The sequence below is a fragment of the Flavobacterium limi genome (assembly GCF_010645075.1).
GTDB lineage: Bacteria > Bacteroidota > Bacteroidia > Flavobacteriales > Flavobacteriaceae > Flavobacterium > Flavobacterium limi.
Window position 1 is genome coordinate 241216 of sequence record NZ_JAADZV010000004.1, and the last position, 22360, is coordinate 263575.

14 protein-coding genes are annotated in these 22360 nt (G+C 33.0%); 7 read left to right on the top strand and 7 right to left on the bottom strand.

Annotation, left to right across the window (positions count from 1 at the left end; all coding sequences use genetic code 11):
* The first annotated feature begins 84 nt into the window (after positions 1-84).
* The 3 genes from GXM16_RS10530 to GXM16_RS10540 all read left to right on the top strand — a co-directional run bounded on the left by GXM16_RS10530 (position 85) and on the right by GXM16_RS10540 (position 2183).
* Complete coding sequence (locus tag GXM16_RS10530) at positions 85-627, top strand: IS1096 element passenger TnpR family protein (protein ID WP_163394334.1); 543 nt, start codon at positions 85-87, stop codon at positions 625-627.
* A gap of 93 nt (positions 628-720) precedes the next feature.
* Positions 721-1080, top strand: coding sequence for a four helix bundle protein (locus tag GXM16_RS10535; protein WP_163394335.1), 360 nt, complete (start codon positions 721-723; stop codon positions 1078-1080).
* A 44-nt stretch (positions 1081-1124) separates the two neighbouring features.
* Positions 1125-2183: a nucleoid-associated protein gene (locus GXM16_RS10540; protein WP_163394336.1), complete on the top strand. Its 1059-nt coding sequence runs from the start codon at positions 1125-1127 to the stop codon at positions 2181-2183.
* Between the two features lie 64 nt (positions 2184-2247).
* Here the strand turns inward: GXM16_RS10540 and GXM16_RS10545 are convergent, their stop codons facing one another.
* Both GXM16_RS10545 and GXM16_RS10550 read right to left on the bottom strand, forming a co-directional pair.
* Positions 2248-2655, bottom strand: a complete 408-nt coding sequence (locus tag GXM16_RS10545) for a response regulator (protein ID WP_163394337.1) — start codon at positions 2653-2655, stop codon at positions 2248-2250.
* A gap of 3 nt (positions 2656-2658) precedes the next feature.
* Positions 2659-4152: a PAS domain-containing sensor histidine kinase gene (locus GXM16_RS10550; RefSeq protein ID WP_229684318.1), complete on the bottom strand. Its 1494-nt coding sequence runs from the start codon at positions 4150-4152 to the stop codon at positions 2659-2661.
* 383 nt (positions 4153-4535) lie between these two features.
* On the opposite strand from GXM16_RS10550, the gene typA reads away from it, so the two are divergent.
* Positions 4536-6332, top strand: a complete 1797-nt coding sequence (typA, locus tag GXM16_RS10555; RefSeq protein ID WP_163394339.1) for a translational GTPase TypA — start codon at positions 4536-4538, stop codon at positions 6330-6332.
* 106 nt (positions 6333-6438) lie between these two features.
* Here typA and GXM16_RS10560 read toward each other — a convergent pair whose 3' ends face one another.
* The 3 genes from GXM16_RS10560 to GXM16_RS10570 form a co-directional block, all read right to left on the bottom strand.
* Entirely contained in the window at positions 6439-10965 is a 4527-nt protein-coding gene (locus GXM16_RS10560) for a T9SS type B sorting domain-containing protein (RefSeq protein ID WP_163394340.1), read from the bottom strand.
* A 121-nt stretch (positions 10966-11086) separates the two neighbouring features.
* Positions 11087-11923, bottom strand: coding sequence for an ABC transporter permease (locus GXM16_RS10565; RefSeq protein ID WP_163394341.1), 837 nt, complete (start codon positions 11921-11923; stop codon positions 11087-11089).
* 2 nt (positions 11924-11925) lie between these two features.
* Positions 11926-12837, bottom strand: coding sequence for an ABC transporter ATP-binding protein (locus GXM16_RS10570; protein WP_163394342.1), 912 nt, complete (start codon positions 12835-12837; stop codon positions 11926-11928).
* Positions 12838-12933: 96 nt separating this feature from the next.
* Between GXM16_RS10570 and GXM16_RS10575 the strand changes: the two genes are divergently transcribed.
* Both GXM16_RS10575 and GXM16_RS10580 read left to right on the top strand, forming a co-directional pair.
* A complete protein-coding gene (locus GXM16_RS10575) occupies positions 12934-13986 on the top strand; it encodes a hypothetical protein (RefSeq protein WP_163394343.1) in 1053 nt (350 codons plus the stop codon).
* Between the two features lie 12 nt (positions 13987-13998).
* The gene (locus GXM16_RS10580) at positions 13999-14859 is read left to right on the top strand and encodes an SdiA-regulated/phytase-like domain-containing protein (RefSeq protein WP_163394344.1); all 861 of its coding nucleotides are present in this window, start codon (positions 13999-14001) and stop codon (positions 14857-14859) included.
* 96 nt (positions 14860-14955) lie between these two features.
* Here GXM16_RS10580 and GXM16_RS10585 read toward each other — a convergent pair whose 3' ends face one another.
* The gene (locus tag GXM16_RS10585) at positions 14956-18690 is read right to left on the bottom strand and encodes a metallophosphoesterase (protein WP_163394345.1); all 3735 of its coding nucleotides are present in this window, start codon (positions 18688-18690) and stop codon (positions 14956-14958) included.
* 26 nt (positions 18691-18716) lie between these two features.
* Between GXM16_RS10585 and GXM16_RS10590 the strand changes: the two genes are divergently transcribed.
* The gene (locus GXM16_RS10590; RefSeq protein WP_163394346.1) at positions 18717-19895 is read left to right on the top strand and encodes a Pycsar system effector family protein; all 1179 of its coding nucleotides are present in this window, start codon (positions 18717-18719) and stop codon (positions 19893-19895) included.
* A 15-nt stretch (positions 19896-19910) separates the two neighbouring features.
* On the opposite strand, the gene GXM16_RS10595 is transcribed toward GXM16_RS10590, so the two are convergent.
* Complete coding sequence (locus GXM16_RS10595) at positions 19911-22277, bottom strand: GAF domain-containing protein (protein WP_163394347.1); 2367 nt, start codon at positions 22275-22277, stop codon at positions 19911-19913.
* Positions 22278-22360: the final 83 nt, after the last annotated feature.

Consider the following 22360-nt stretch of genomic DNA (forward strand, 5'->3'; position numbering starts at 1 on the left):
AAAATGTTTTCAACAAATCGTATTTACTAATTCATAAATCATAATTTATATTTTACCTTTGACCTCTCAATAAAAACAAAGATTATGGTTTATAAATTTAGAGTAATTCTAGACGCCGAAGAAGATATTTTTAGAGACATCGCCATTCTTGAAGACGATACGCTTGAAGATTTACACAATGCAATCTTCAACGCTTTTGGCTTTGACGGATCAGAAGTGGCTTCATTTTATACTTGTGATGACACCTGGAATCAGGAAGATGAAATTCCGCTTTTTGATACTGGAGATGTTCCGGGAGAAATAAGAACCATGAGTGATTATCCGTTATCCAGTATTTTAGATAAAGAAAATACCAAGATTATCTACGTTTATGATTTCATCAGTATGTGGACTTTCTTAGTGGAATTGGCTGCGATAGAAGATGAGCAAGTTGGAGTTACTTACCCTGAAACTTTATTCTCTCACGGTGAAATGCCATCAGACGCCATTGAAAAAAACTTTGAAGCTGATGACATGCACAATGATATCTATGGTGAATTTGAAGATGACCTAGATGAAGATGATCTTGATATGTTCGAAGGTGACGACAGTTTTGAAGATTTTGGTTTTGAGGAGAATTGGAATTAACATGAAGTTTCTAAGTGCAGAGATCCTAAGACACTGAGTTTTATTTTTAGAAGATTTTTCTTATTTTTAAGTTTAATTTTAAAATATAAATGAATGAGTCATTTTAGAAAAATCTTGGTTTGGCAAAAATCAATTTCCTTAGTTACCAAAATTTATAAAGTAACACGAACTTTTCCAAAAGAAGAAACTTTTGGATTAACTTCACAAATACGTCGAAGTTCAGTATCAATTCCAAGTAATATTGCAGAAGGATCTGGAAGAGAAAGCACTAAAGATTTTTTACGATTTTTATATATTTCTCTTGGATCAATTTTTGAAATGCAGACTCAGCTTGAAATTGCTAAAAACATAATTTACATAACCGAAGAAGAATTTAACAATTTATATGAGGATAGTCGAGAGATAGAAAGAATGTTAGCGTCGTTAATAAAAAAATTAAAAGACACTATTTAAATAACTTAGTATCTTAGAAACTTAGAATCTCAGTAACTCAAAATATGATAAACCTTTTCAATACACACATCGAGACTCTGGCGATACATCGCGTAGGAAACAAAAGCCGAAACGAAGCGATTTTTTTATCGGAACAGCCCTTTAATTTAAATGATGAAATTGTTCCTTTGATAAAAGAATACTTTTTTAAACCATTTAGGGAAAAAGAAGAAAACTATTATCAGTTTGCACACGAAGTGGATCTGGATTACAATGACATGTTTAAATTTGCAACTGAAATTTTCGCAAATCCTTCCAGTGTTCAGGAGGTTTCAAAAAAAATTACGAAGCATTTATACGAACAATCAAACCATCCGCACATTAAAAATGGAGAAGTTTATGTAACCTATCTGACTAATTTAAGTATTGACAACAACGTTGTTGATGCAATTGGAATTTTTAAAAGTGAGCTGCAATCTGATTTTTTACAATTTGAGGAAAAAGACAGCAACCTTGAAATGATATTACAGCAGGGAATCAACCTGAGTAAATTAGATAAAGGATGTCTGATCTTCAACTATAAAAAAGAAGAAGGATACAAAATTTTAACGGTAGACAGCAACCGTTACGACGCACGTTACTGGCTGGAGCACTTTTTATCTGTGGATGCTTTTGAAGATGAAAATTTCATTACTAAAAAGTATTTGAAATTCTGTCAAAACTTCGCTAAAGATGTGGTTCTGCCAGCAGAAGACAAGAAAGAAGAAGTAATGTTCATGAACAGATCTGTGAATTATTTCGCTAAAAATGATCAGTTTGAAGAGCAAAATTTCTTAAATGAAGTATTAGATAACCCTGACTTAATTCCAGAATTTAAAAACTATAAAGTTGACAAAGGAGAAAAATACAGCATCGAAGATGTAACTTCATTCCCTATTGCAAACGCAGCCGTTTCTGACGCCAGAAAATCGATTAAAAACGTAATTAATCTGGATACTCATATTCAGATTAAAATGGATTTTATTAATCCTGAAAGCGCAGAGAAATTTGTCGAAAAAGGCTGGGATGAAGAAAAACAAATGTATTACTACTTAGTATATTTCAATAAAGAAGAAAAAAACTAAGAAGGATTCATTTTCTATTACTTACTTAAACAAAAAACGGCAATTAAATCTAATTGCCGTTTTTTTATGATTCAATTTTATTTTTCAGATATTCCAACATCTGTAACGTTATAGGCTTAGAAAGGAAATCAATAATAATTGGATATTTTTTGGCTTTGTCCAAATCTTCAGGATTAATTGTTGAGGACAAAACAATTACAGGTATAGAATTAAACTCATCATAATCTGATGATATAAAATGATCTAAAAATTCCCAGCCTCCCATGACCGGCATATTTAAATCCAGAAAAATCAATTGCGGTTTTTTTATTGACTGATCTTTACCATACTTTAAAGCATTAAAATACGACAATGCTTCTTCACCATTTTGGGCTGTAATGACTAATTCAGAAAAATCTGCCTTTGAAATTACCTTTTTTGATAGCATTAACGTAATAGGATCGTCATCAATACATAAAATTTGTTTCAGCATAACTTAATTTTTAAATACTATGATAAACGAGGTTCCTTTGTTTACCTCACTTTCAACACTTATCGTTCCACCCATAGTTTCTACCTGGGATTTTACCAGATACAACCCAAGACCTTTACTATCGGGATAATTATGAAACCTTTGGTATAACCCAAAAACTTTATCACCGTTTCTCTCTAAATCAATACCAATTCCATTATCAGTAAAGGTCAAAAAAACTTTCTGATCAATCTGCTCAGCAGTTATAGAAATTTTTAATTTTCTGTTCTCTGATTTATATTTTATAGAATTGGTCAACAAATTTAGTAATATACTTTCAATATATGCCTTATTAGTGTTAAGTAAAGGAACTTTATCCAATTTAAGTTTTATTATTGGCTTATGTGCTTCTATTTGAAATGATAGCTGGCCAAATACATTTTCAAAAACTTCAGCCAGAGAAACCATTTCTTTCTGCATCGAAGGATTATCTTTTATAATGATAACCTTTACCAGATCATTGATTGTTTCATTGAGCAAGTACGTTGATTTATAAAAGCCATTAAGAATCTCTTGTAATTCAGGATTATCAATAGGTATGTACTCAATTAAATTTAACAACCCCATCAAATTAGACAATGGAGCTCGCAGATTATGTGAAGTTATATAAGAAAACTGTTTTAAATCTTTGTTGTTTTGAGTCAATTCACGGATTAAATGTTCTTTTTCTGTTTCCAGTTTCCTTTCCTCAGTAATATCCTGTTGAATTGATATCCAATGCGACAAAACACCCTCTGAATTAAAAATTGGAATCATGGAAAAACGAACCCAATACTCCTTTTTATCTTTTCTGTAACTTATGGTTTCGATTAAACATTCCTTTTCTTCTTTGATGGCTTTTAATACTTTCTTTAATGCTTCAGAATCTGAGTTTGGCCCTTTAAAAACATTTGGCGACTGCCCCAGGATTTCATCGGATTCGTATCCGGACATCTTGGAAAAAGCAGGGTTTACGTAAACAATCCTCGGAATTTTACCGTCAGTAGAATTTGCTTCGGTAATTAAGATAGAATCTTTAGACTGGATAATTACAGTTTCTAAAAGTTTAAGCCGCTGTTCCTCTTCTTTTTGCTTTGTGATATCCTGAATAGCTCCTATCATTCTGATAGCTTTACCATTTTCATCTTTCAAAAGGAAACCTCTGTCCAAAACATATTTATAGCTTCCATCAACACATCTGAAGCGGTACTGATCCTGCCATTTCTCGGTTTTCTGCTCAATAAAAGAGTATAATTTAACAGACATTCTGATGCTGTCCTCGGGATGGATTTTATCAAACCACCACTTAGAAGTTGCCCCTACATCTGACTGCCTGTATCCAAAAACATTTTCGATTCCTTTATTCCATGTAATATAATCTTCCTGGATTCTCCAGTCCCATATGGTATCACTTGTAGCTTTTGCAACTATATCGTACTTTTCATTAGACTCTTTAATCTCTTCATTAGTGAGCTGCATTTTCTTTAAAATGGAAATATTCCTACTTTCATTTTTAGTTAAAATATAATTAAAAATCAACCCCGTAAAAAGTATAAAAAAGATGTCTTTAAGAAAACTAAAATAAAAGAATTCCGTTTTTAGAGCGTAGCAAACCAGAAATTTATGACATAAGATAGCCATAAATAACGAAATGATAATATATACCAGCGTAATTTGTTTAGGTTTACTTTTCATTACTCAAATATAGGCAAATAAACCAGACTGAACCAAATTGAAATGTGTTTAAATCTATTGAATTATTACTATTTCGTTAAACTAATTCGTTGGCATTACGTAAACTATCTTCAAAACGTTTTTTTTATCAAAATAAAGTGTACCTTTGCGCCCATTAAAAATCACAGATGGAATCTATTAGAAACATTGCAATTATTGCCCACGTCGATCACGGTAAAACCACTTTGGTTGATAAAATTATGTATCACTGTCAATTATTTCGTGACAACGAAAACACAGGTGATTTAATTCTTGATAATAACGATTTAGAACGTGAGAGAGGTATTACTATTACTTCAAAAAACGTTTCTGTTCAATATAAAGGAACAAAAATCAATATTATTGACACTCCAGGTCACGCCGATTTTGGAGGTGAAGTAGAACGTGTATTGAACATGGCCGATGGTGTATGTTTATTAGTGGATGCCTTTGAAGGTCCTATGCCTCAAACTCGTTTCGTATTACAAAAAGCAATTGATTTAGGGCTTAAGCCTTGCGTAGTTATCAATAAAGTTGACAAAGAAAACTGTACACCTGAAGAAGTTCATGAAAAAGTTTTTGATTTGATGTTTGAATTAGGCGCTACTGAAGAGCAATTAGATTTCCCAACTGTTTATGGTTCAGCTAAAAACAACTGGATGTCTGATGACTGGAAAAATCAAACTGAAAATATTGAGCCATTATTAGACATGGTTATTGCCAATGTTCCTGCTCCTAAAGTTTCTGAAGGAACTCCGCAAATGCTAATTACATCTTTGGATTTCTCTTCTTTTACAGGCCGTATCGCAATTGGCCGTCTTGAAAGAGGTGTATTAAAAGAAGGAATGCCAATCTCTCTGGTAAAACGAGATGGAAAAGTAATCAAATCACGAATTAAGGAATTACACACTTTTGAAGGTCTTGGACGTAAAAAGGTGGAAGAAGTTATAGCTGGTGATATTTGTGCTGTTGTAGGTATTGAAGGCTTTGAAATTGGTGACACTATCGCTGATTTTGAAAATCCTGAAGCTTTGCAGACTATTGCTATCGATGAACCAACTATGAGTATGTTGTTTACGATTAACGATTCTCCTTTCTTTGGTAAAGAAGGTAAATTTGTTACTTCAAGACATATTAGAGAAAGACTGACAAAAGAGTTAGAGAAAAACTTAGCAATGCGTGTTGCTGAAACTGATTCTGCTGATAAATTTATGGTATTTGGTCGTGGCGTACTTCATTTATCTGTTCTTATAGAAACAATGAGAAGAGAAGGATACGAGCTTCAAATTGGTCAGCCACAAGTTATCATCAAAGAAGTTGATGGTGTGAAATGTGAGCCAATTGAGGAATTAACTATTGATTTACCTGAAAACCTTTCTGGTAGAGCAGTTGAATTCGTAACTATCCGTAAAGGCGAAATGCTTTCTATGGAAGGTAAAGGAGAGCGTATGATTATTAAATTCAACATTCCATCTCGTGGAATTATCGGTTTAAGAAATCAATTACTTACTGCAACTGCCGGTGAAGCTATTATGGCACACCGTTTCATTGGATACGAACCATACAAAGGAGAAATTCCTGGGCGTAACAACGGTTCATTAATCTCTATGGAAAACGGAAAAGCAATTCCTTATTCTATCGATAAATTACAAGATCGAGGCAAATTCTTCGTTGATCCAAACGAGGATATCTATGAAGGTCAGGTAATTGGAGAAAACACTCGTAGCGACGATATGACCGTTAACGTTACTAAAACGAAAAAACTTTCTAACGTACGTTCTTCAGGAGCTGATGATAAAGCGAGAATCATTCCTGCTATCAAATTCTCATTAGAAGAAGCTTTAGAGTATATCCAAAAAGATGAATACGTTGAAGTTACACCAAAATCTCTTCGTTTAAGAAAGATTTATTTAAGTGAAACTGACAGAAAAAGATATAAAATATAATTTTTCTAAAAATTGAATATAAAAATCTCAAATTCCAATTATTATGGAGTTTGGGATTTTTTTTTAATATTACTACAATACCTGAAATTTAAAATTAAAAGCAATATTATCTTTTTAAACTAAAATGTCCTTTTGCCTCACGGCCATCCTCAAATTTTGCAGTATACCAGTAATCGTCAGCCGGCATCGGATTTCCCTGAAATGTGCCATCCCAACCCGAACCAAAAGGAGAAATCTGGTTAATCAGTTTTCCATATCTGTCAAAAATATAAATGATTGATTTAGAATAAAAATCTGCACTTACACCTTTTACATTCCAGGTATCGTTATGACCATCTCCATTTGGAGTGAAAAATTTTGGAGCTCCTAGAACTGCAATTGCTTGTTCAGTTATTCCGCAACCGTTTAAATCTTTTATATAAATGGTATGAAAACCAACATCAACATTTTGGAATAGACTAGAATCCTGATATGGTCCGTTTACATCCCTAATACTATAGACGTAATTTCCAGGCCCTGTAACATCAATCGAAACCGAGTTATACTCACTTAAATCATTAACTTTAATCTCTTTAATATCAGCTATGTCTGATGCCACAACTTTTATAATTCTGTTTCTGGAACAATTATTTGTGTTTTTTACCTCAACACTATAGGTTCCTTCTTTATTAACTTCTATCGAATAAAATGTTGCCCCCGGAATTACATTCCCATCCAAATACCATTGATATGTATAGTTATTTATTGATGTACCATCATTAATCCCTGCTTCAAGCTTCACCTTAAATTCCGGCAGATTATTACAGACAATTTCATTTTCCAGACCATCTGTATTTAAATCTATATTTGGAAATGGATTTACTATTAAATTAAAAGTTGTAAATCCAAAACACTCATTAGACAAGGAATTTTCGACCCTTGCCCATATTTTCTGATTATTTGGATATCCGGTGTTTCTATAATTTGAAATACCTGTAATCGCTAATGAATTTCCTGAAGCATCTGTTTCAGTCAAAAAATCTGTTTCATTTCTATAGTAATTTACAATGTAATTTGATGCAGGAAACGGAAGTGTATTTTTAATCTCCTGTGCTACATTGCTAAAATCAAAATTAGAAATACCATCTGTATCTGTGCTGACTCCGTCTATTAAATCATCACAAACCTGATAATCCTGAATTTGAAAGCTATTCGGAATCTGAGTAACAGACACTACAAGATTCAACTGTGAAACACTAAAACACCCATTTATATTTTCAGTACGAACATAAATAGATCTGTCTGAAGTAATGTAAAGTAAAGGATTTGCAATTAATGATAAGTTGTCTTTTGATTCTGCTCCTGCAAAGGTGGTGTAGTAACTGAATTTTTCTAATGCTGAATTGGCTGAAATATCATTATTCTTCTGTGTCAGATTAAATGTAGAAATACCATCCGTATCATCATCACACTGCACCATAGTAACTGGAGAATTAACCGTTGGTAAAGCTAATATTGTCAAAGTTGCAGCATTCGAATATAATCCGCATGAATTGCCTGTCCGGTTCAAAAACACTCTATATCGATAAGTATCCATAGTTTTTATAACACCTGAAACTGTCAATGATAATGTATTTACTCCTGCATATGTTGCATTATTAATCAAATCAGCCCATGTTGAGCCATTATTAACAGAAACCTGCCATTGATAACCGGTAATTGAGGCAGCCGTGACTGTAAAAACTGCATTTTGCAATTCACAAACCGATTTACTTTCGGGTTGTTTATCAATAATAATAGGCGCAGCAATCGTATAATTTAAATTTGGATTCGCATAGCCTGTGCCACTTGTAACAATACCATTTTTATTTACCGATGGAGGAGAAACCGATCCCAAAAAATGATCATTATTACCATCAATAAATCCGGCTTCTATAACGTCTGAACACAAATCATTATCACTGTCAAGCTCAATATAATTATAAATACTGTCTGAATCAGTATCTGTTATACTGTAATTTAATTTTCCACTTTCGGGAGTAGTTTCTACAGCATTTGCTAATCCGTTTGCTCCGAAATTATTCCCATCAATTATGCCGTTTAGATTTGTATCTGCAGCATTACTTCCAGATTCTGTTAAATCGTAAATTCCGTCATTATCGCTATCCAAATCTAAATAATTTGGAATAGTATCATTGTCGAAATCTGCTGGTATTAACCCGTTTCCATAAACATCGTCTATTCCATCATGATTGGCATCAACATTAGATGCGACTTTTAAGTTTACCCCCTGTGCTTCAACAGCATCCGGAATACCATCATTATCACTATCTAAATCTAACTGATCTGAAATTCCATCACCATCAGAATCTTTAGGAACACAAGCTAAATAAAACTGTAAGGATGTTTTATTTAGAGCTGTGTCGGATAAATTTTGATGCTTAAAACTAATCATTTTAGACTGATTCGTTAAAAATTTAAAAGTTCCTGTACCAGCTGCTAATGGAACTGCACCATTTAATCTGAAACGAATTTCAAAGGATGAAAATTCAGTTACACCGCTTTCATAAAAACCGTCATAATTGGTATCTATCAACAGTTGGTTGTTTGGATTCAACACCGTTATTGTTTTGTTGATTTCTGAATTCACAACATATTCAGCAGTAGAATTTAGCAAATCAGAAGCATTTCCTGCTGAAATATAATAGAGTCCAACTGAAGCAGGCTTAGCAAAAGTCATCGTATATTTTACCCAGTTCGTTTTTCCGGCTGGTACTTCACTGACAAAACTTCCGTCAGGATTTCCTAAAAAAGGTACGCTGCTCGCTGTCACTGAAGTCGTTACAACTCCTGAAAATAAATTCGTGTAAGCACCGGCTACGGAAATTACATTAGAACTTAAATTAGAATGATCGATATTCTGATTCCCAAACGATTCAGTACAATTGGCTATTCCATCTGCATCATTATCCAGATCTATATTATCATTGATTTTGTCATTATCCATATCTGCCGGACAATCGCTAACCGGAATTTCATCCGAAAAAAATTCTGTCCCACAGGCTGACAATGTCGCTCTTACTTTGTAGTATCCCGGCTGTGTTGGTGAATAGCTGTTTGAATTAGCTCCCGGAATTTCGGCGTTGTTAAAATACCATTGAAACACATCAAATCCGGCAACAGAACTTACATTAAGCCTGACATTAGGAATACAGCCTGACTGGCTCACACTTAATTGTTGAAAATTGATTTCGGGTTTAAATGTAAAGCCTGAGTAGTACCCTCCAAATGTTGCCGCACCATCACTGCCATATGCAGCCAGATACAATTGAGAAGTAGAAAAAACAGAAACATTACCTTTTAGTCCGGTGAGTACATAACATTCATATTCTGTATTTCCTGTTACGGCAGTTGGGCCAAAAACCTTTACTTCCGGAAGCAGTGAAGCTAAAGTATAAGGGATTTTATCAATTATAAAATTTAAATCTGAACCTTTTTTCGTCGTAAGTGTAACCCTTCCAGTAAAAACACGATTTCCTATTGACTCAATTGAAGGAATATTGTCAATAGATTTTGGAGTCTGGCAACTTAATGGAGGCACAAAAAACATTTCCTGATTAGCTTCATCTCCTCTTGCAGCATCCCCAATACTTTGATAGGCAAAAATATTTTTGCTAGAGTGGACATACAAGTTACCATGAATGTTATAATCAGAACCTAAAAGTGAAACGTATTCCCCGGCATTGATAGTATAATCTGGAGTTGAAGATCCATTCAAAAATATTTCGGTATTATCTTCATGAGCGATTAAAATCACTTTTTCAACATTTTGTGAACCCGTACTTTTAATAAAAATGTAATCGGTCCCTGTTCTTTCTGCAGAAACAATCTGATCGAACCCTAAATCTATATTATTGCTTACTTCACCATTAGACCCTGCAAAGGAGCCACAGTTTACAGCTATAGGCTTATTCGAAGAAATTAAAGCTCCAATTAATGCATCATTATTGGCCGGAGTTGGCCCCTGAACTGCAATAGTATAGCTCTCCCCGCTATTTAAAGTTATACTTGAGACAGAGTTTCCCTTAATAGTATTATTGATTAAAACTGCTCCCGTCTTGATATCATTAAAGTTGACTACCGTATTGTTTTCAGTTGCCAATACTGATGCAAACGTCAGATGTCTGTCTGAATAACCTTTATTTAATTTATTGGTAAGCCCACTAATTCTAAATTGGGTTCCCAATGCAGCCAACCCTTTTGAAACTATTTCACTTGATTGATTTTCTGTTCTGTCAACAATCCTTACTGTTGCATACACAACATCTGATGCTTCAATAGTATAGCCACGGTTCGACATAATACTACTTACATCGAATTCTTCAAGAACCAGCTGATTTGCATTGTGTGCATTAATATCAAAAATATAAGGTACATCCCGGGAAACTGTACCGATAATGGTTGTTCCGCCTAATTCGTTTATACTAAATTTAACCGGAGTTAAACTTGGAGTGGAAATATAGATATACTGCTCGCCTACAGGCACACCAGCTGAAGCCACTACGGGTGGAATATAATGAGTTTTGCTAAACTGTGAAAAACTCAAAAAAGGTGCAAATAGTAAAAAAAGATATAAAAGTATTTTTTTTAGCATATTTTAAAAGTAATAATTTTTGCATTACTTTTAAAATTAGAACATTTTTTTTACCGATTTCACAAAACTATTTCTGGAAATATATTCAAATAATCTGAAAAAAACTACATTATGAGCAACGCTACAAATCCCTTTTCTTCAATAATTTATATGAAAAGTAAACAAACAAAAAAGTCCAGACCAGAACAATTAAAACTGAAAAATAGTCAACACTGTAATCTTTAACATTTTCAACTCCCATTTGCGTACCAATAGTTTTGATTACTGACAATCTTGTGAATGGCTCAACAATTAAATTTGACATCGCTTCTAATGGAAAAAACTGAGTAATTTTTTCATCAATATTGCTGTTAGGAAAGACCCAAAATGCTAAAACCCCTCTAGCAATAGATTCAATAAAAAGCCATACTAAAAGAAAACCTAATGCAAAAGCCGAACGTTTTACTAAAATCCCCAAAAACAAACAAAAAGAAAAGAAACCTGTCAACTTAACAAAAAAAGCTAACAGATAATCTAAATCCATTAAAATTACATCGAACTCATTATAAGATGAAAAACATAAACCCAGAATTAAACTCATCACAAAAACGAAAACAGTAGAACCCAAAGCAAAAAGTATTACGGTCAAAAATTTAGACAACACAAATTCTTTTTTGCTTAGTCCATCAATCAAATTCTGTTTTAAAGTACCGTAACTGTATTCATTTGCCATCATAGAAACAATAACAATGGCCAGAAAAAATTTCAGCCAGGCAGCAATATAAGTATTAAAGTGCCAAATAAACGGGAAGTTAAAAATCCCCATTTCTGCTAAATGGAATTTAAAAATCCCCAAATCAAATTTTATGGAAGCAATTAAAGCTATGAATGAAAGTAAAATGAAATAAGTTAATGTCAATACTTTACTGGCTTTGTTTTTCCAGATTTTTTGTAATTCTATAGAGATAAGTCTGTTCATGGTTAGTTATTTTGGACGCTGGCGTTTTTGGTTAATTCTAAAAATTGGGCTTCTAAACTGTTTTTACGCTTCACTAAATGACTTAGTGCAATGTTTTTAGAAAATAAAAATTGATTTAAATGAGCAGCAGATAACTCCGACTTTAAGTAAACCAAAATTTTGCCGTCCTCTTCTGTAATTCTGTCAACAGCAGGATGGTCATCCAAAACCGATTTCAAAGCTTCATTGTCCTCCGACTGAAGTTCAAAGAAACCTTCATTTGCAGACATTCCGTCTACAGATCCTGAATACAGCATCTCTCCTTTTCGCAAAACCACTACGTGCGAACAAACTTTTTCAACTTCGTCCAATAAATGTGAAGCCAGTAAAATAGTCGTTCCCTGTGAAGCAATTTTTTTAATAATATCCCGAATCTGATGAATTCCCTGCGGATCTAAACCATTTGTAGGTTCATCCAAAATTAGAATCTCAGGATCATTTAAAAGTGCTGAAGCAATGGCAAGACGCTGCTTCATTCCGAGTGAAAAAGTACTGAATTTACTATTCTTTCTTTCTGTCAAACCAACTAAATCAAGCTTTTCATTAATTTTAGAATAATCAATGCTTTTTATTTTGCAGACCAGCTTCAGGTTTTCTTCGGCCGTCATGTAAGGATAAAAATTAGGTCTTTCAATTATAGCACCCACCTTTTTCAAAGCTTCGTGAGTCTGCATTTTCCCCCCGAACCAGCTATAAATGCCTGAGGTTCGGTTTATAACATTCAGAACAATTCCTAAAGTTGTTGATTTTCCGCTTCCGTTTGGTCCTAAAATACCATAAACGCGTCCTTTTTGTATTTCAAAAGATATATTTCTTAAGGCTTGAATTCGCCCATATCTTTTATGAAGATTCTCAATTGTAAGTATGGTTTCCAAATTTATTTCGGTTTTATTTTTTAGTAAGACGATTCAACTTTCTTTTTGTTACTCCTGAATATAAATTAATGTAAATTTGCATTAAAGATATTGAAAATGAGCGAGCCATTAATGCTGTTAAAAAAGCCTTCTTACCCTTTAACACAATCCCTTTTAAGTTATCTGGAACGATACGAAAGAATCTCAAAAGTTTCTGTGTTTTATGATGATTTATTGCGTTTTTCGGGCTCTGTAAATGTATATGATAAAAATGATGTTGACACCTTGTGGATTCGGGTCTATTATAATGAATTTGAAAGAAATGAAATCGATCTCAATCTGAAAAAAATATATTCTCTTTTGCATTCTGACGGGAATAGCGAAATCATTCAGTTTCTTAATATTGACGCCATTGATTACTGCACATTTGGTAATTCGAAACCTTTCCGTATAAAAGTTCGAAACATTCTCAACGATAATTATGTTCACTTTTACATCAAAAAAGCAGATGCTTCCAGAATTTACGGACTGGAATTAGAAGATATCCTTTCACCTGATAAAATCAATTTCCTTGTTTACAACGATACATTGATTGAAGAACACATTATCGGGATTCCAGGTGATGTTTTTATGGATACTTTGCTGGATAAATGTACTGAAACTGAAAAAGCACAAATTGCAAAAGAGTTTGTAAAATTCAATGAACGCTGTATGATTAGGCTATTAGGCGATATGCGTGCCTATAATTATGTAATAGTACCCATCCATGATTTCGATCAGGTGGTATATAAAATTCGCCCAATTGATTTTGACCAGCAATGCTATGAAGGTAATTTTAAAGTGTATCGTCCGCAGTTTTTTAAGGAAAATTATCCGATGATAAAACTCATTAAAGAAAAGCTTGAAGAACGTTCTATTTTTCAATACAAAGATGAAGAGCGTGCTATTTTAGCAAAACGCATTCACTCCGCAGAAAACAGAATCAAAAAGCTTTTAAATATAATGTGCCACGATACCATATCTACTGAAGGACACTTGAATCAGTTAAAAATGGAATTGTACCGTTATACCAATGATATGAAATTTAAAAATGCAAAATCAATGGGGCATATTATGAATGCTGCTTTTGAATTTATTACCCGTAATTTTAAAAACACTAACCTGATTTAAAAAATTTATCTTATGAAAAAGTTTTTTTTACTTGGAACCTCTCTTGCTTTATTGGCCTGTCAACAGCAATCTAATACTGATTTAAAAACGCTTTATTCACTTCCTAAAAAATTAAAGGAAGTCTCGGGAATTACTTATTTTCCGGAAACCAATATGATTTATACTTTGGAGGACAGTGGTAATAAAAATGAAATTTACGCTATAAATTCAGAAGGAAAATTAGAAAAAAACATTGCGATTACCAATGCTGTCAATACAGACTGGGAAGATATTACGAAAGACAAGGAAGGAAATATCTACATTGGCGACTTTGGCAATAACGATAATGAACGTCAGGATTTGTGTATTTACAAAGTAGCCAAAGACGAATTAAATAAAGAAAATGCCCTTTCTGAATATAAAGTTTTTTTTTCATATCCTGAACAGACAGAATTTCCCCCAAAGAAAAAAGAACTATTCTATGATGTTGAAAGTTTTTTTGAACAAGACGGTTACTTTTATCTTTTTACCAAAAACCGAAGTAAAGGTTTTGATGGAACTGCATTTATCTACAAAATTAAAAATGCTTCAGGAACCCAAAAAGCGGTAAGGATAGGTGAATTTAAAACATGCGCCAATTACAATCATTGTGTTTTAACAAGTGCTACTATTAGCCCTGACGGAAAAAAAGTTGTTTTATTAAGCCATGACAAAATAGTTTTGTTTAAAGATTTTTCTGGGGACTTATTTCACAAAGGAACTCAGACAGAAATTAGTTTAAATCATTTTTCGCAAAAAGAAGCCATTGTTTTTAAAGACAATAATACCCTATTAATTGCCGATGAAAAGACAAATAAAGTAGGCGGTAATGTTTATGAGTTTAAGCTGCAATAGTTTTTAGCTATTATGTAAAAAGTGAGATGTGAAATGGTAAAACACCTATTCACATCTCACTTTTTTTATAAAAACTTTCCTTTTGCTTTGATTCTGCTAGAAGCTATATGCCGCACCAAAAACCACTCTTCCACGCTCTTCCGGTGACTGAAAATAAGAGATTCTTGCTGTCAATATGTTTATTGCATTTAGCCATAAGCCGCCCCCATAATCCTGATGCCATTTTTTGGAATTTTCTCCGTCTAACCAGATTCTTCCGTAATCAAAGCCACCTAGAATTCCGTATGTCAGCGGAGCAACCGTGCGATGGATTTTACCAATGCTCAATCTCAAATCTGTACTTTGAGAAAAGTATGAATCTCCTAAAAAGCGCTCGTTTCTATACCCGCGCAAATCAGTATCGCCTCCTAAAAAAGCACCGTGATAAAAATCAAAATTATTGTTTAAAATAGCTTTACCTTTAAAAGAAGTTGACAAAACTAATTTTCCGTTATGATCAATTTTATGTGTAAAACCTAAAATACTTTCCAATGTTGGAAAATTTTGCTCAGTATCTGTTAAGTTTGTAGTCCACATCCCTGAAATCATAAAATGTATTCCCAAGGTCGGTTTAGCAGCAAAATCAGCATTTTTAAAAACATATTTCACTTTTAAGCTTCCGTAATTCTGACTATCAAATACTTTCGGATTTACTATTCCCGGCAAATCAATAAATCGGTCATCAGTTTCTTCCACCGTCATTCTTTGAAAAATTGGCTGCAGGCTAAATTCACTTCCATAACGTCCTACATGTCTTATAGCTCCTGCAACGCTGAATTTTCTAATACGAACCCTATTGAAATCCATTCCAAAGTCCCTATCATCGTTTTCAGTCTCATTTCCATATCCAAAGTAATTCATGGCGAAATTCGGTGTGGTATATTGAGAATCCAGATCAATAACCCACCTACCTAACAAACCCGGAAAATGTGCTGCATAATTAAATTCCAATCCTCCAGTGGCAAAATAATAGAACCCGTTAAAAGTATGTTTTTGTGTATATGGATTTTGCTTAAAATTATTAACCGTATAATTCAAATTGATACCGACTTTTACTCCATCATCCGGATTAAAACCAATATTTGGAAGTCCCGCAACTACATTATACTTAGGTTTTTCATAATTATACAAATTGACATCATAGTCATCTGTAAGCTGGGTTTTGGTTTTAGAATCTAAATTATACGTGTTTTCTTTTGATTTGAAATCGTATACAATAACTTTTTTGCCATTTTCAATATTATAAGTATCATTGTTTTGACCACCAATCAAACGAATCTTGATTTTTGATTTCTGATTTCCAATGACCTGAAAAACATCATTGTCATCAAGACCGTAAATCCACAAATTTTTGGTTTTGGCATCAGTTACCGTTTTGGTATAAAGCAGTTCCTCTCCTTCTTTTTTGACTCTGAAAACCTGTATTTCAATCGATTTTTTTGCATTATGATTGAGTACAAATTTGTCCTTTTTATCGGTTCCCGCCATCATTACCGTACGACTTAATACATTAAAATATTCAGAAGCATACTTTTGAAGGTCTTTTTTTCTGCTCTTTAATTTCTGTTTGATATCCTCAACCGTTTCGTCCTGAACTTCTTTAGGCATATTTTTGAAAGCTTTATCAATATCAGGATCAGATAAATTTTCCTGAATATATTTAGCCTGCTCCAGCCAGTCTTTTTCTTCTGCTGTTCTCAGGAAAGCCAAATCCATAGGATAAGGTTCTCTTCCAAGCCATTTTACATTTATTTTATCACCTTTAAAAGTACGCATATGACGAAGAGCCGGAATATTCATCAAAAGCGAAAGCAAAGCACCGTCATATTTTACAAATGCCTGATCACGGTCACGTGGAATTGGTTTGTAAATAACTTTGTCTCCCTTTTTATATTCGCCCCAGCGCCATTGATCACTGTGTCTGTCCCAATCCCCGATAAGAATATCAAACAACCGTGCTTTGATATATTCTTTTTCATCGACAGTGTATTTTTCATCTTTATGAAGATTTTTCATCATATCATCAGTACTGATAATATTAGATGGATTTCCAAAATTTTTAGCATCCAGATGATTATCTGCCGGACGCTCTTCAACCATATACAACTGATCTCCAAAGTTTGAATTAAATTCTTTTAAACCTTCCTGTTTCGGAATATAATATAAAATAGGATTGGTATGAGAAAGCCCTATCTGATCAGACATACTGGCAGTTACAAAAGGAGCATAAGGATGAGAGGTAGTATAAAAATCCAGCAAAAAATTCTCAGTATATGTGTTTTGAAAATCATTCACGACATATTGGTCCTTAAAAGCAACAGACTGCAAAAATACGGTAGCACTTTTTTTCATAGCCCGCATCACATACTCACGCCCTTTTGGATCAGACATACGTAATGAAACTGATTGGTGTCCGCCACCTTCACGAATAGGCTTTAATCCTCCCTTTAAAGTGTCAGTTGTAGCTATTTTTGCTTCAACTGGCATACTGTAATATTTTCTGTAATGTTTCCCGAATAAAAATTTATGGAACCCGCTTTTATCTGTCATTTCAGGAGTATAAATTGAAGATTTAATCCTTTCCGGAAATTTATTTGAAACATCAGAAGCCCAGTTAAACTCTTTCGCCTTTATGATTTCCTGTTCAAAAAGCATTTTCTCTTTATTATTTTCATTTCCAAAGAAAGCTACTTTTGCATCACCACTTTTGTATAAAGTCAGGGTTGCGTAACCATTTCCTCCGTATGAGAAATCAGTTGAGTTAATAGCTCTTGCAGCTTCAGATTTTGAACCGGCACCACTGATAATCTGCCTGATGTTTTCTTTACTGATATATTGCAGATTATGATCATGCCCGGAAACAACTATCACGTTCTTTTGCTTTTGCAGCAATGTTTTGATCCGTTTTGAATAAATAGTATATTGTTTGTTTTGAAGATCCTGCGGACTGGCACCAGACGTTTTTCTAAGTAAATTGATAAATGATCCGATTATCGGAAGCGGAATCTTTTTTTCTAAAGGAAACAATTGTTTTTCCAACGAAAACTGACCACCATGCGATCCGTTGCTCATCAAAGGATGATGAATAGCTAAAACGACCGTTTTCTCCTGATTTTTATTTAAAATATTTTCAAGTTCATCAAAAAAATCTTCTCTGGTTTTAATGTCACAATTGTCATTTATCGTGGGGTGATTATCCCAGTCTTCCAGAAACCATTCACTGTCAACAGTAACTAATGTTGTGGTACTGTCAATTTTTACATCTTCAATCGGACAGGATTTTCTTGGCATAAATGCTTTTTTATCATTTAAATATTTGGTCACAAAATCGGCCTGACGTTCCAGGCCTTTGATTCCGTTATACCAATCGTGATTTCCAGGAATCACAATTGTTTTCCCCTTAAATCCTTTGGTTAACTTTAATTGATTTGTCAGTTTTTCTTCTGCTAAAGCTACCTCTGAAGCATCACCTTTTTCAGGAAAACCTTTTGGATAAATATTATCCCCTAAAAACAATAAAGTTGCTTTTTTATTTGACTTTTTTAGTTTTTGATGCAACAATTGCAAAGTTTGCTGAGCCTGCTCTTCATCGGCATTTCCTGCGTCGCCAACTAAATAAAACGTGTGTGCAATTTTTATGGTATCTGTTGCGTTTTGTGTATCACCGGCAGTCACATTTTTTCCGTATTGCGCTTTATGTGTTGCACACGAAATGATAAGTAAAGCAGTGAATATTGCGAAAGCAAATTTTTTAATCTTGGCAATAAAATGATTATCCAAAAACAATTTCATAATTTAGTCGTATAAAAATATTCTATATGAATTTAGTAGAACAATCCGAAGATTTCGTTACTAATTTACTCAAAGATAAACTATCTGCCTTATATTCTTACCATAATTTTAGTCATACTCAAAGTGTGGTTAATGCAACTTTAGAGCTTTGTGAAAAGGAAAATATAGGTTCTAATGAAAGGGAATTACTTTTAATTGCCGCCTGGTTTCATGATACGGGGTATATCAGCGGATATGAAAACCATGAAACTGAAAGCATAAAAATTGCTGCTGAATTTTTAAAAGAAAGAAAACAGTCAGATGAATTCATAAAAAAAGTTGGAGACTTGATTTCGGCTACAGCCAAAGAATACATTCCTAAAAGTCATTTAGAAAAGATAATTAAAGATGCAGATTTCATTCATATCATCAGTCCCGAATATACTAGCACGTGTGAATTATTGCGTCTTGAATTAAAAAACACGGGAATTGTCGATTTTTCTAATTTAGAATGGGCGACAGAAAATTTCAATTTTTTAATGACAAAACATCGCTTTTACACAGATTATGCCCAAAAAAAATGGCAGCCTTTAAAAGAAAAAAACCTTGTAAAAATTCAAAAAAAAATCAATAAACAAGAAACAAAAGTGGCTCTTGCTGTTGAAGAAGAAACCAAAAAAAAGGAAAAATCAGAAAAAACAGATCGTGGTGTTGACACATTATTTCGTGTTACTTTAGGAAACCATACACGTTTAAGCGGAATTGCTGACAGCAAGGCGAATATTCTATTGTCTGTAAATGCAATTATTATTTCAATTGCGCTTTCTTCTATTATCCCAAAATTAGATAGTCCTAAAAATGCCCATTTAGTAATTCCTACATTCATAATGCTGATGTCAAGTGTAATTACCATTATTTTCGCCATTTTATCGACAAGACCAAAAGTAACCTCAGGTTTCTTTACACGTGAAGATGTTGAGGCCAAAAAAGTCAATCTGATGTTTTTTGGCAATTTTTACAAAATGCCTTTACAGGAATACGACTGGGCAATGAATGAAATGCTGAAAGACCGAGATTATTTGTACTCTACAATGATAAAAGATTTGTACTATTTAGGTCTGGTTTTACAGCGAAAATATAATCTGCTCCGAATTGCTTATAACTTTTTTATGATTGGAATTATTATTACAGTAATTGCTTTTGTTATCGCATTTAAATCAATTTAATTTACCTTTAGAGGTTTATTTTAATTCATCTAACAAGTCCTGATACGTGATTTTTTGAGCAATTGGGTTTTCAGTATTATTTATAACTTTTACACGAATTGCTCTTAATCCTGAAACACCTTGTAAATCTTCAACTTCAAATTGTTCAATAGCAGGTTCGAGAATTTTTTTGTGTTGCAAATATTTAATGTATTTTAAATATTCCGTTTCCTCACTATTTTGTGTATAGACTATTGTAATTTTTTCTTTTTCTGTAATCCTGTCGCTTGTACCTTTGATATTTGATTTATCAATTCTTTTTTTGACAACTTCATAACGAGCATTGTAGGTCCCATCAACGTCAAAACGTTTTTCATCCATTCTAAAACGAATTGAAAGAGGGGCGCTAAAAACTAAAATCAGAGACGTTACATCCAATTCGTATGGCAAAGAAGCCTTGAGTTGATGGTGCTCTAATTCCATTTCACATAAAGTCTGTAATTGCCATAAACGAAGATTATGTAAATACATCATATCAAAAGTTCTCGCAGGCGTAATAGATGCACCAATATATAAATTATGTTCAACACCATCCGTTTTGAAACGTTCATAATAATGTGGATAGATTTGCTGGGCTTCAATTTGTTTTTTGTCTAAAACAGACGCTAATTTTTTATTTACAATAGACATTGCATTATCAAATTTCTTTCTTTCCTGATAAAATAAGCCAGATTTTTCATCCAGACTCTCAAAATACAATTGTTCTAATTTTTCGCTTTTAGCCGAGTCTTTCGTATTTTTTAGAATAGGATGAATTTCTTCTTCAATATAATGCTGAACATGCTGTTCTGTATCTGCTTTTAAAGGTAATTCCAATTCCTGAAGCATTGATTCTAATTCAAACTTTCGCTGTTCTAACAACATTAAATTTGCATCAGACTTATGGCCTGCAAAAATTTCCAAAAGTGCTGTAAGCTGATTTTTTAAATCCTTCTTTACCGTATCATTTCTATGTTCGGATGAACCTTTAATGTCAATTTGTCCATATAACGGATACACATCTTTAAAAACAATTTCTTTAAAAATATAATCTTTAGAATGATTAATATTCTGGAAATAATTTTGTGATTCTTTTTTAAATTTCCAATATACACTGGGATGTATTGTAGTATATTCCCGTTGGATAATAGCTTCAACCTGATGTTGCATATCGGTATTATAACGATCAATAGTATCTGTCAGATAAGGCAAAATCAACTCTAGTTTTGTTGCATTTACGCTATTGAGTTCTCTTGGGTTTTGAGAAACAATTTCAAGAACACCTAATAAATGATCATCTTTGACAATTGGCGCAAATATACAACTGTTTATATTTTGATTAAGCAAATGGTTTCCTAATCTTTCATTTCCGGCTTTCTGAGAAAATTTCTCTACATTTGAAATTACAAAAGGCTCCTTTTTATCTAACAGGTTTTCGAAAGAACATCCAAATAGGGCATTTTTACAATCTACTTCCTCATTATCCGAAAGTAAGAAACTATGCATTTTGGTATCAAATTTTGCCGGCCTGTTAAATTTTTCTTCTTCAGGACTGTAAATTATAAATCCGAATCTTAATCCCGGAATCTTAAATAATGATATAAAAATAGACTCAATAATATCCGTTGGAGTAACTGTATCATCTGGCTTTAACAGATTACTTTTTAAATTAGAAACGGCATTTTCTGTAGTTGCATCAAATAAAGATATAATTCCAAAACCTTTTAAAATCCAGCTTCCAACCGGAAACTTTGATTTCCATAATTCAATATCATTATAGTTGTCGATTAACAAATCGATATCATCCTGTGACAATTCCACTGAATTTTCGGCTGGAATAATTTCCATAAAATCAGCATTATACAAAATACGGTAATGTCTTTCCACTCCGTTTTCATCTGGTATGTCGTAAAAAAAGGGCTTATTAAAATCTATGTGTTTTTTGTAATAGTAGCTTAAAATAAGACAGCAATTATTAATATAAAACTGATGATCATCAAAATCACGAATTTCCATATCAAATTTTGAACCCGCATTGTTCAAAATTTTCCTGAATCGCTCTGTATAATTAAATGTTAAGTTCTGAAAAGGAATGGTAACTGCTTTAATTTCGTTATTCGTTAAAGCTGTTGGGAATAAATCTGCTAACAGGTTCTTTATCAGATTTTCATTTTTCTGAATAATATTATAATCTTCAATTCCTGTCCTAAATTCCGGCAGAGGTTCTATTTCCTTTAGAATTGCTTTTGCATAATTTGATCGATAATCAACATCTGACATGGCAATTTCTTCGAAAGATTCAATTAGTTTATGAAATGATATTATAGTTCTGAAAGGGCTTTCTTTAAACAAATGAGTGTTCATCTGACATATAGTTTAGAATGCAAAATTAGTAATTAAGTCCATCTGACGCTTTATTTCTTTAATTTATTTAATTATAAACGTTA

Coding starts and splice junctions, on each gene's coding strand:
- GXM16_RS10585 (WP_163394345.1), bottom strand. CDS start 18,690: ATGAAATTGTTTTTGGATAATCATTTTATTGCCAAGATTAAAAAATTT.
- GXM16_RS10540 (WP_163394336.1), top strand. CDS start 1,125: ATGATAAACCTTTTCAATACACACATCGAGACTCTGGCGATACATCGC.
- GXM16_RS10530 (WP_163394334.1), top strand. CDS start 85: ATGGTTTATAAATTTAGAGTAATTCTAGACGCCGAAGAAGATATTTTT.
- GXM16_RS10590 (WP_163394346.1), top strand. CDS start 18,717: ATGAATTTAGTAGAACAATCCGAAGATTTCGTTACTAATTTACTCAAA.
- GXM16_RS10560 (WP_163394340.1), bottom strand. CDS start 10,965: ATGCTAAAAAAAATACTTTTATATCTTTTTTTACTATTTGCACCTTTT.
- GXM16_RS10550 (WP_229684318.1), bottom strand. CDS start 4,152: ATGCAGCTCACTAATGAAGAGATTAAAGAGTCTAATGAAAAGTACGAT.
- GXM16_RS10535 (WP_163394335.1), top strand. CDS start 721: ATGAGTCATTTTAGAAAAATCTTGGTTTGGCAAAAATCAATTTCCTTA.
- GXM16_RS10575 (WP_163394343.1), top strand. CDS start 12,934: ATGAGCGAGCCATTAATGCTGTTAAAAAAGCCTTCTTACCCTTTAACA.
- GXM16_RS10580 (WP_163394344.1), top strand. CDS start 13,999: ATGAAAAAGTTTTTTTTACTTGGAACCTCTCTTGCTTTATTGGCCTGT.
- GXM16_RS10565 (WP_163394341.1), bottom strand. CDS start 11,923: ATGAACAGACTTATCTCTATAGAATTACAAAAAATCTGGAAAAACAAA.
- GXM16_RS10545 (WP_163394337.1), bottom strand. CDS start 2,655: ATGCTGAAACAAATTTTATGTATTGATGACGATCCTATTACGTTAATG.
- typA (WP_163394339.1), top strand. CDS start 4,536: ATGGAATCTATTAGAAACATTGCAATTATTGCCCACGTCGATCACGGT.
- GXM16_RS10595 (WP_163394347.1), bottom strand. CDS start 22,277: ATGAACACTCATTTGTTTAAAGAAAGCCCTTTCAGAACTATAATATCA.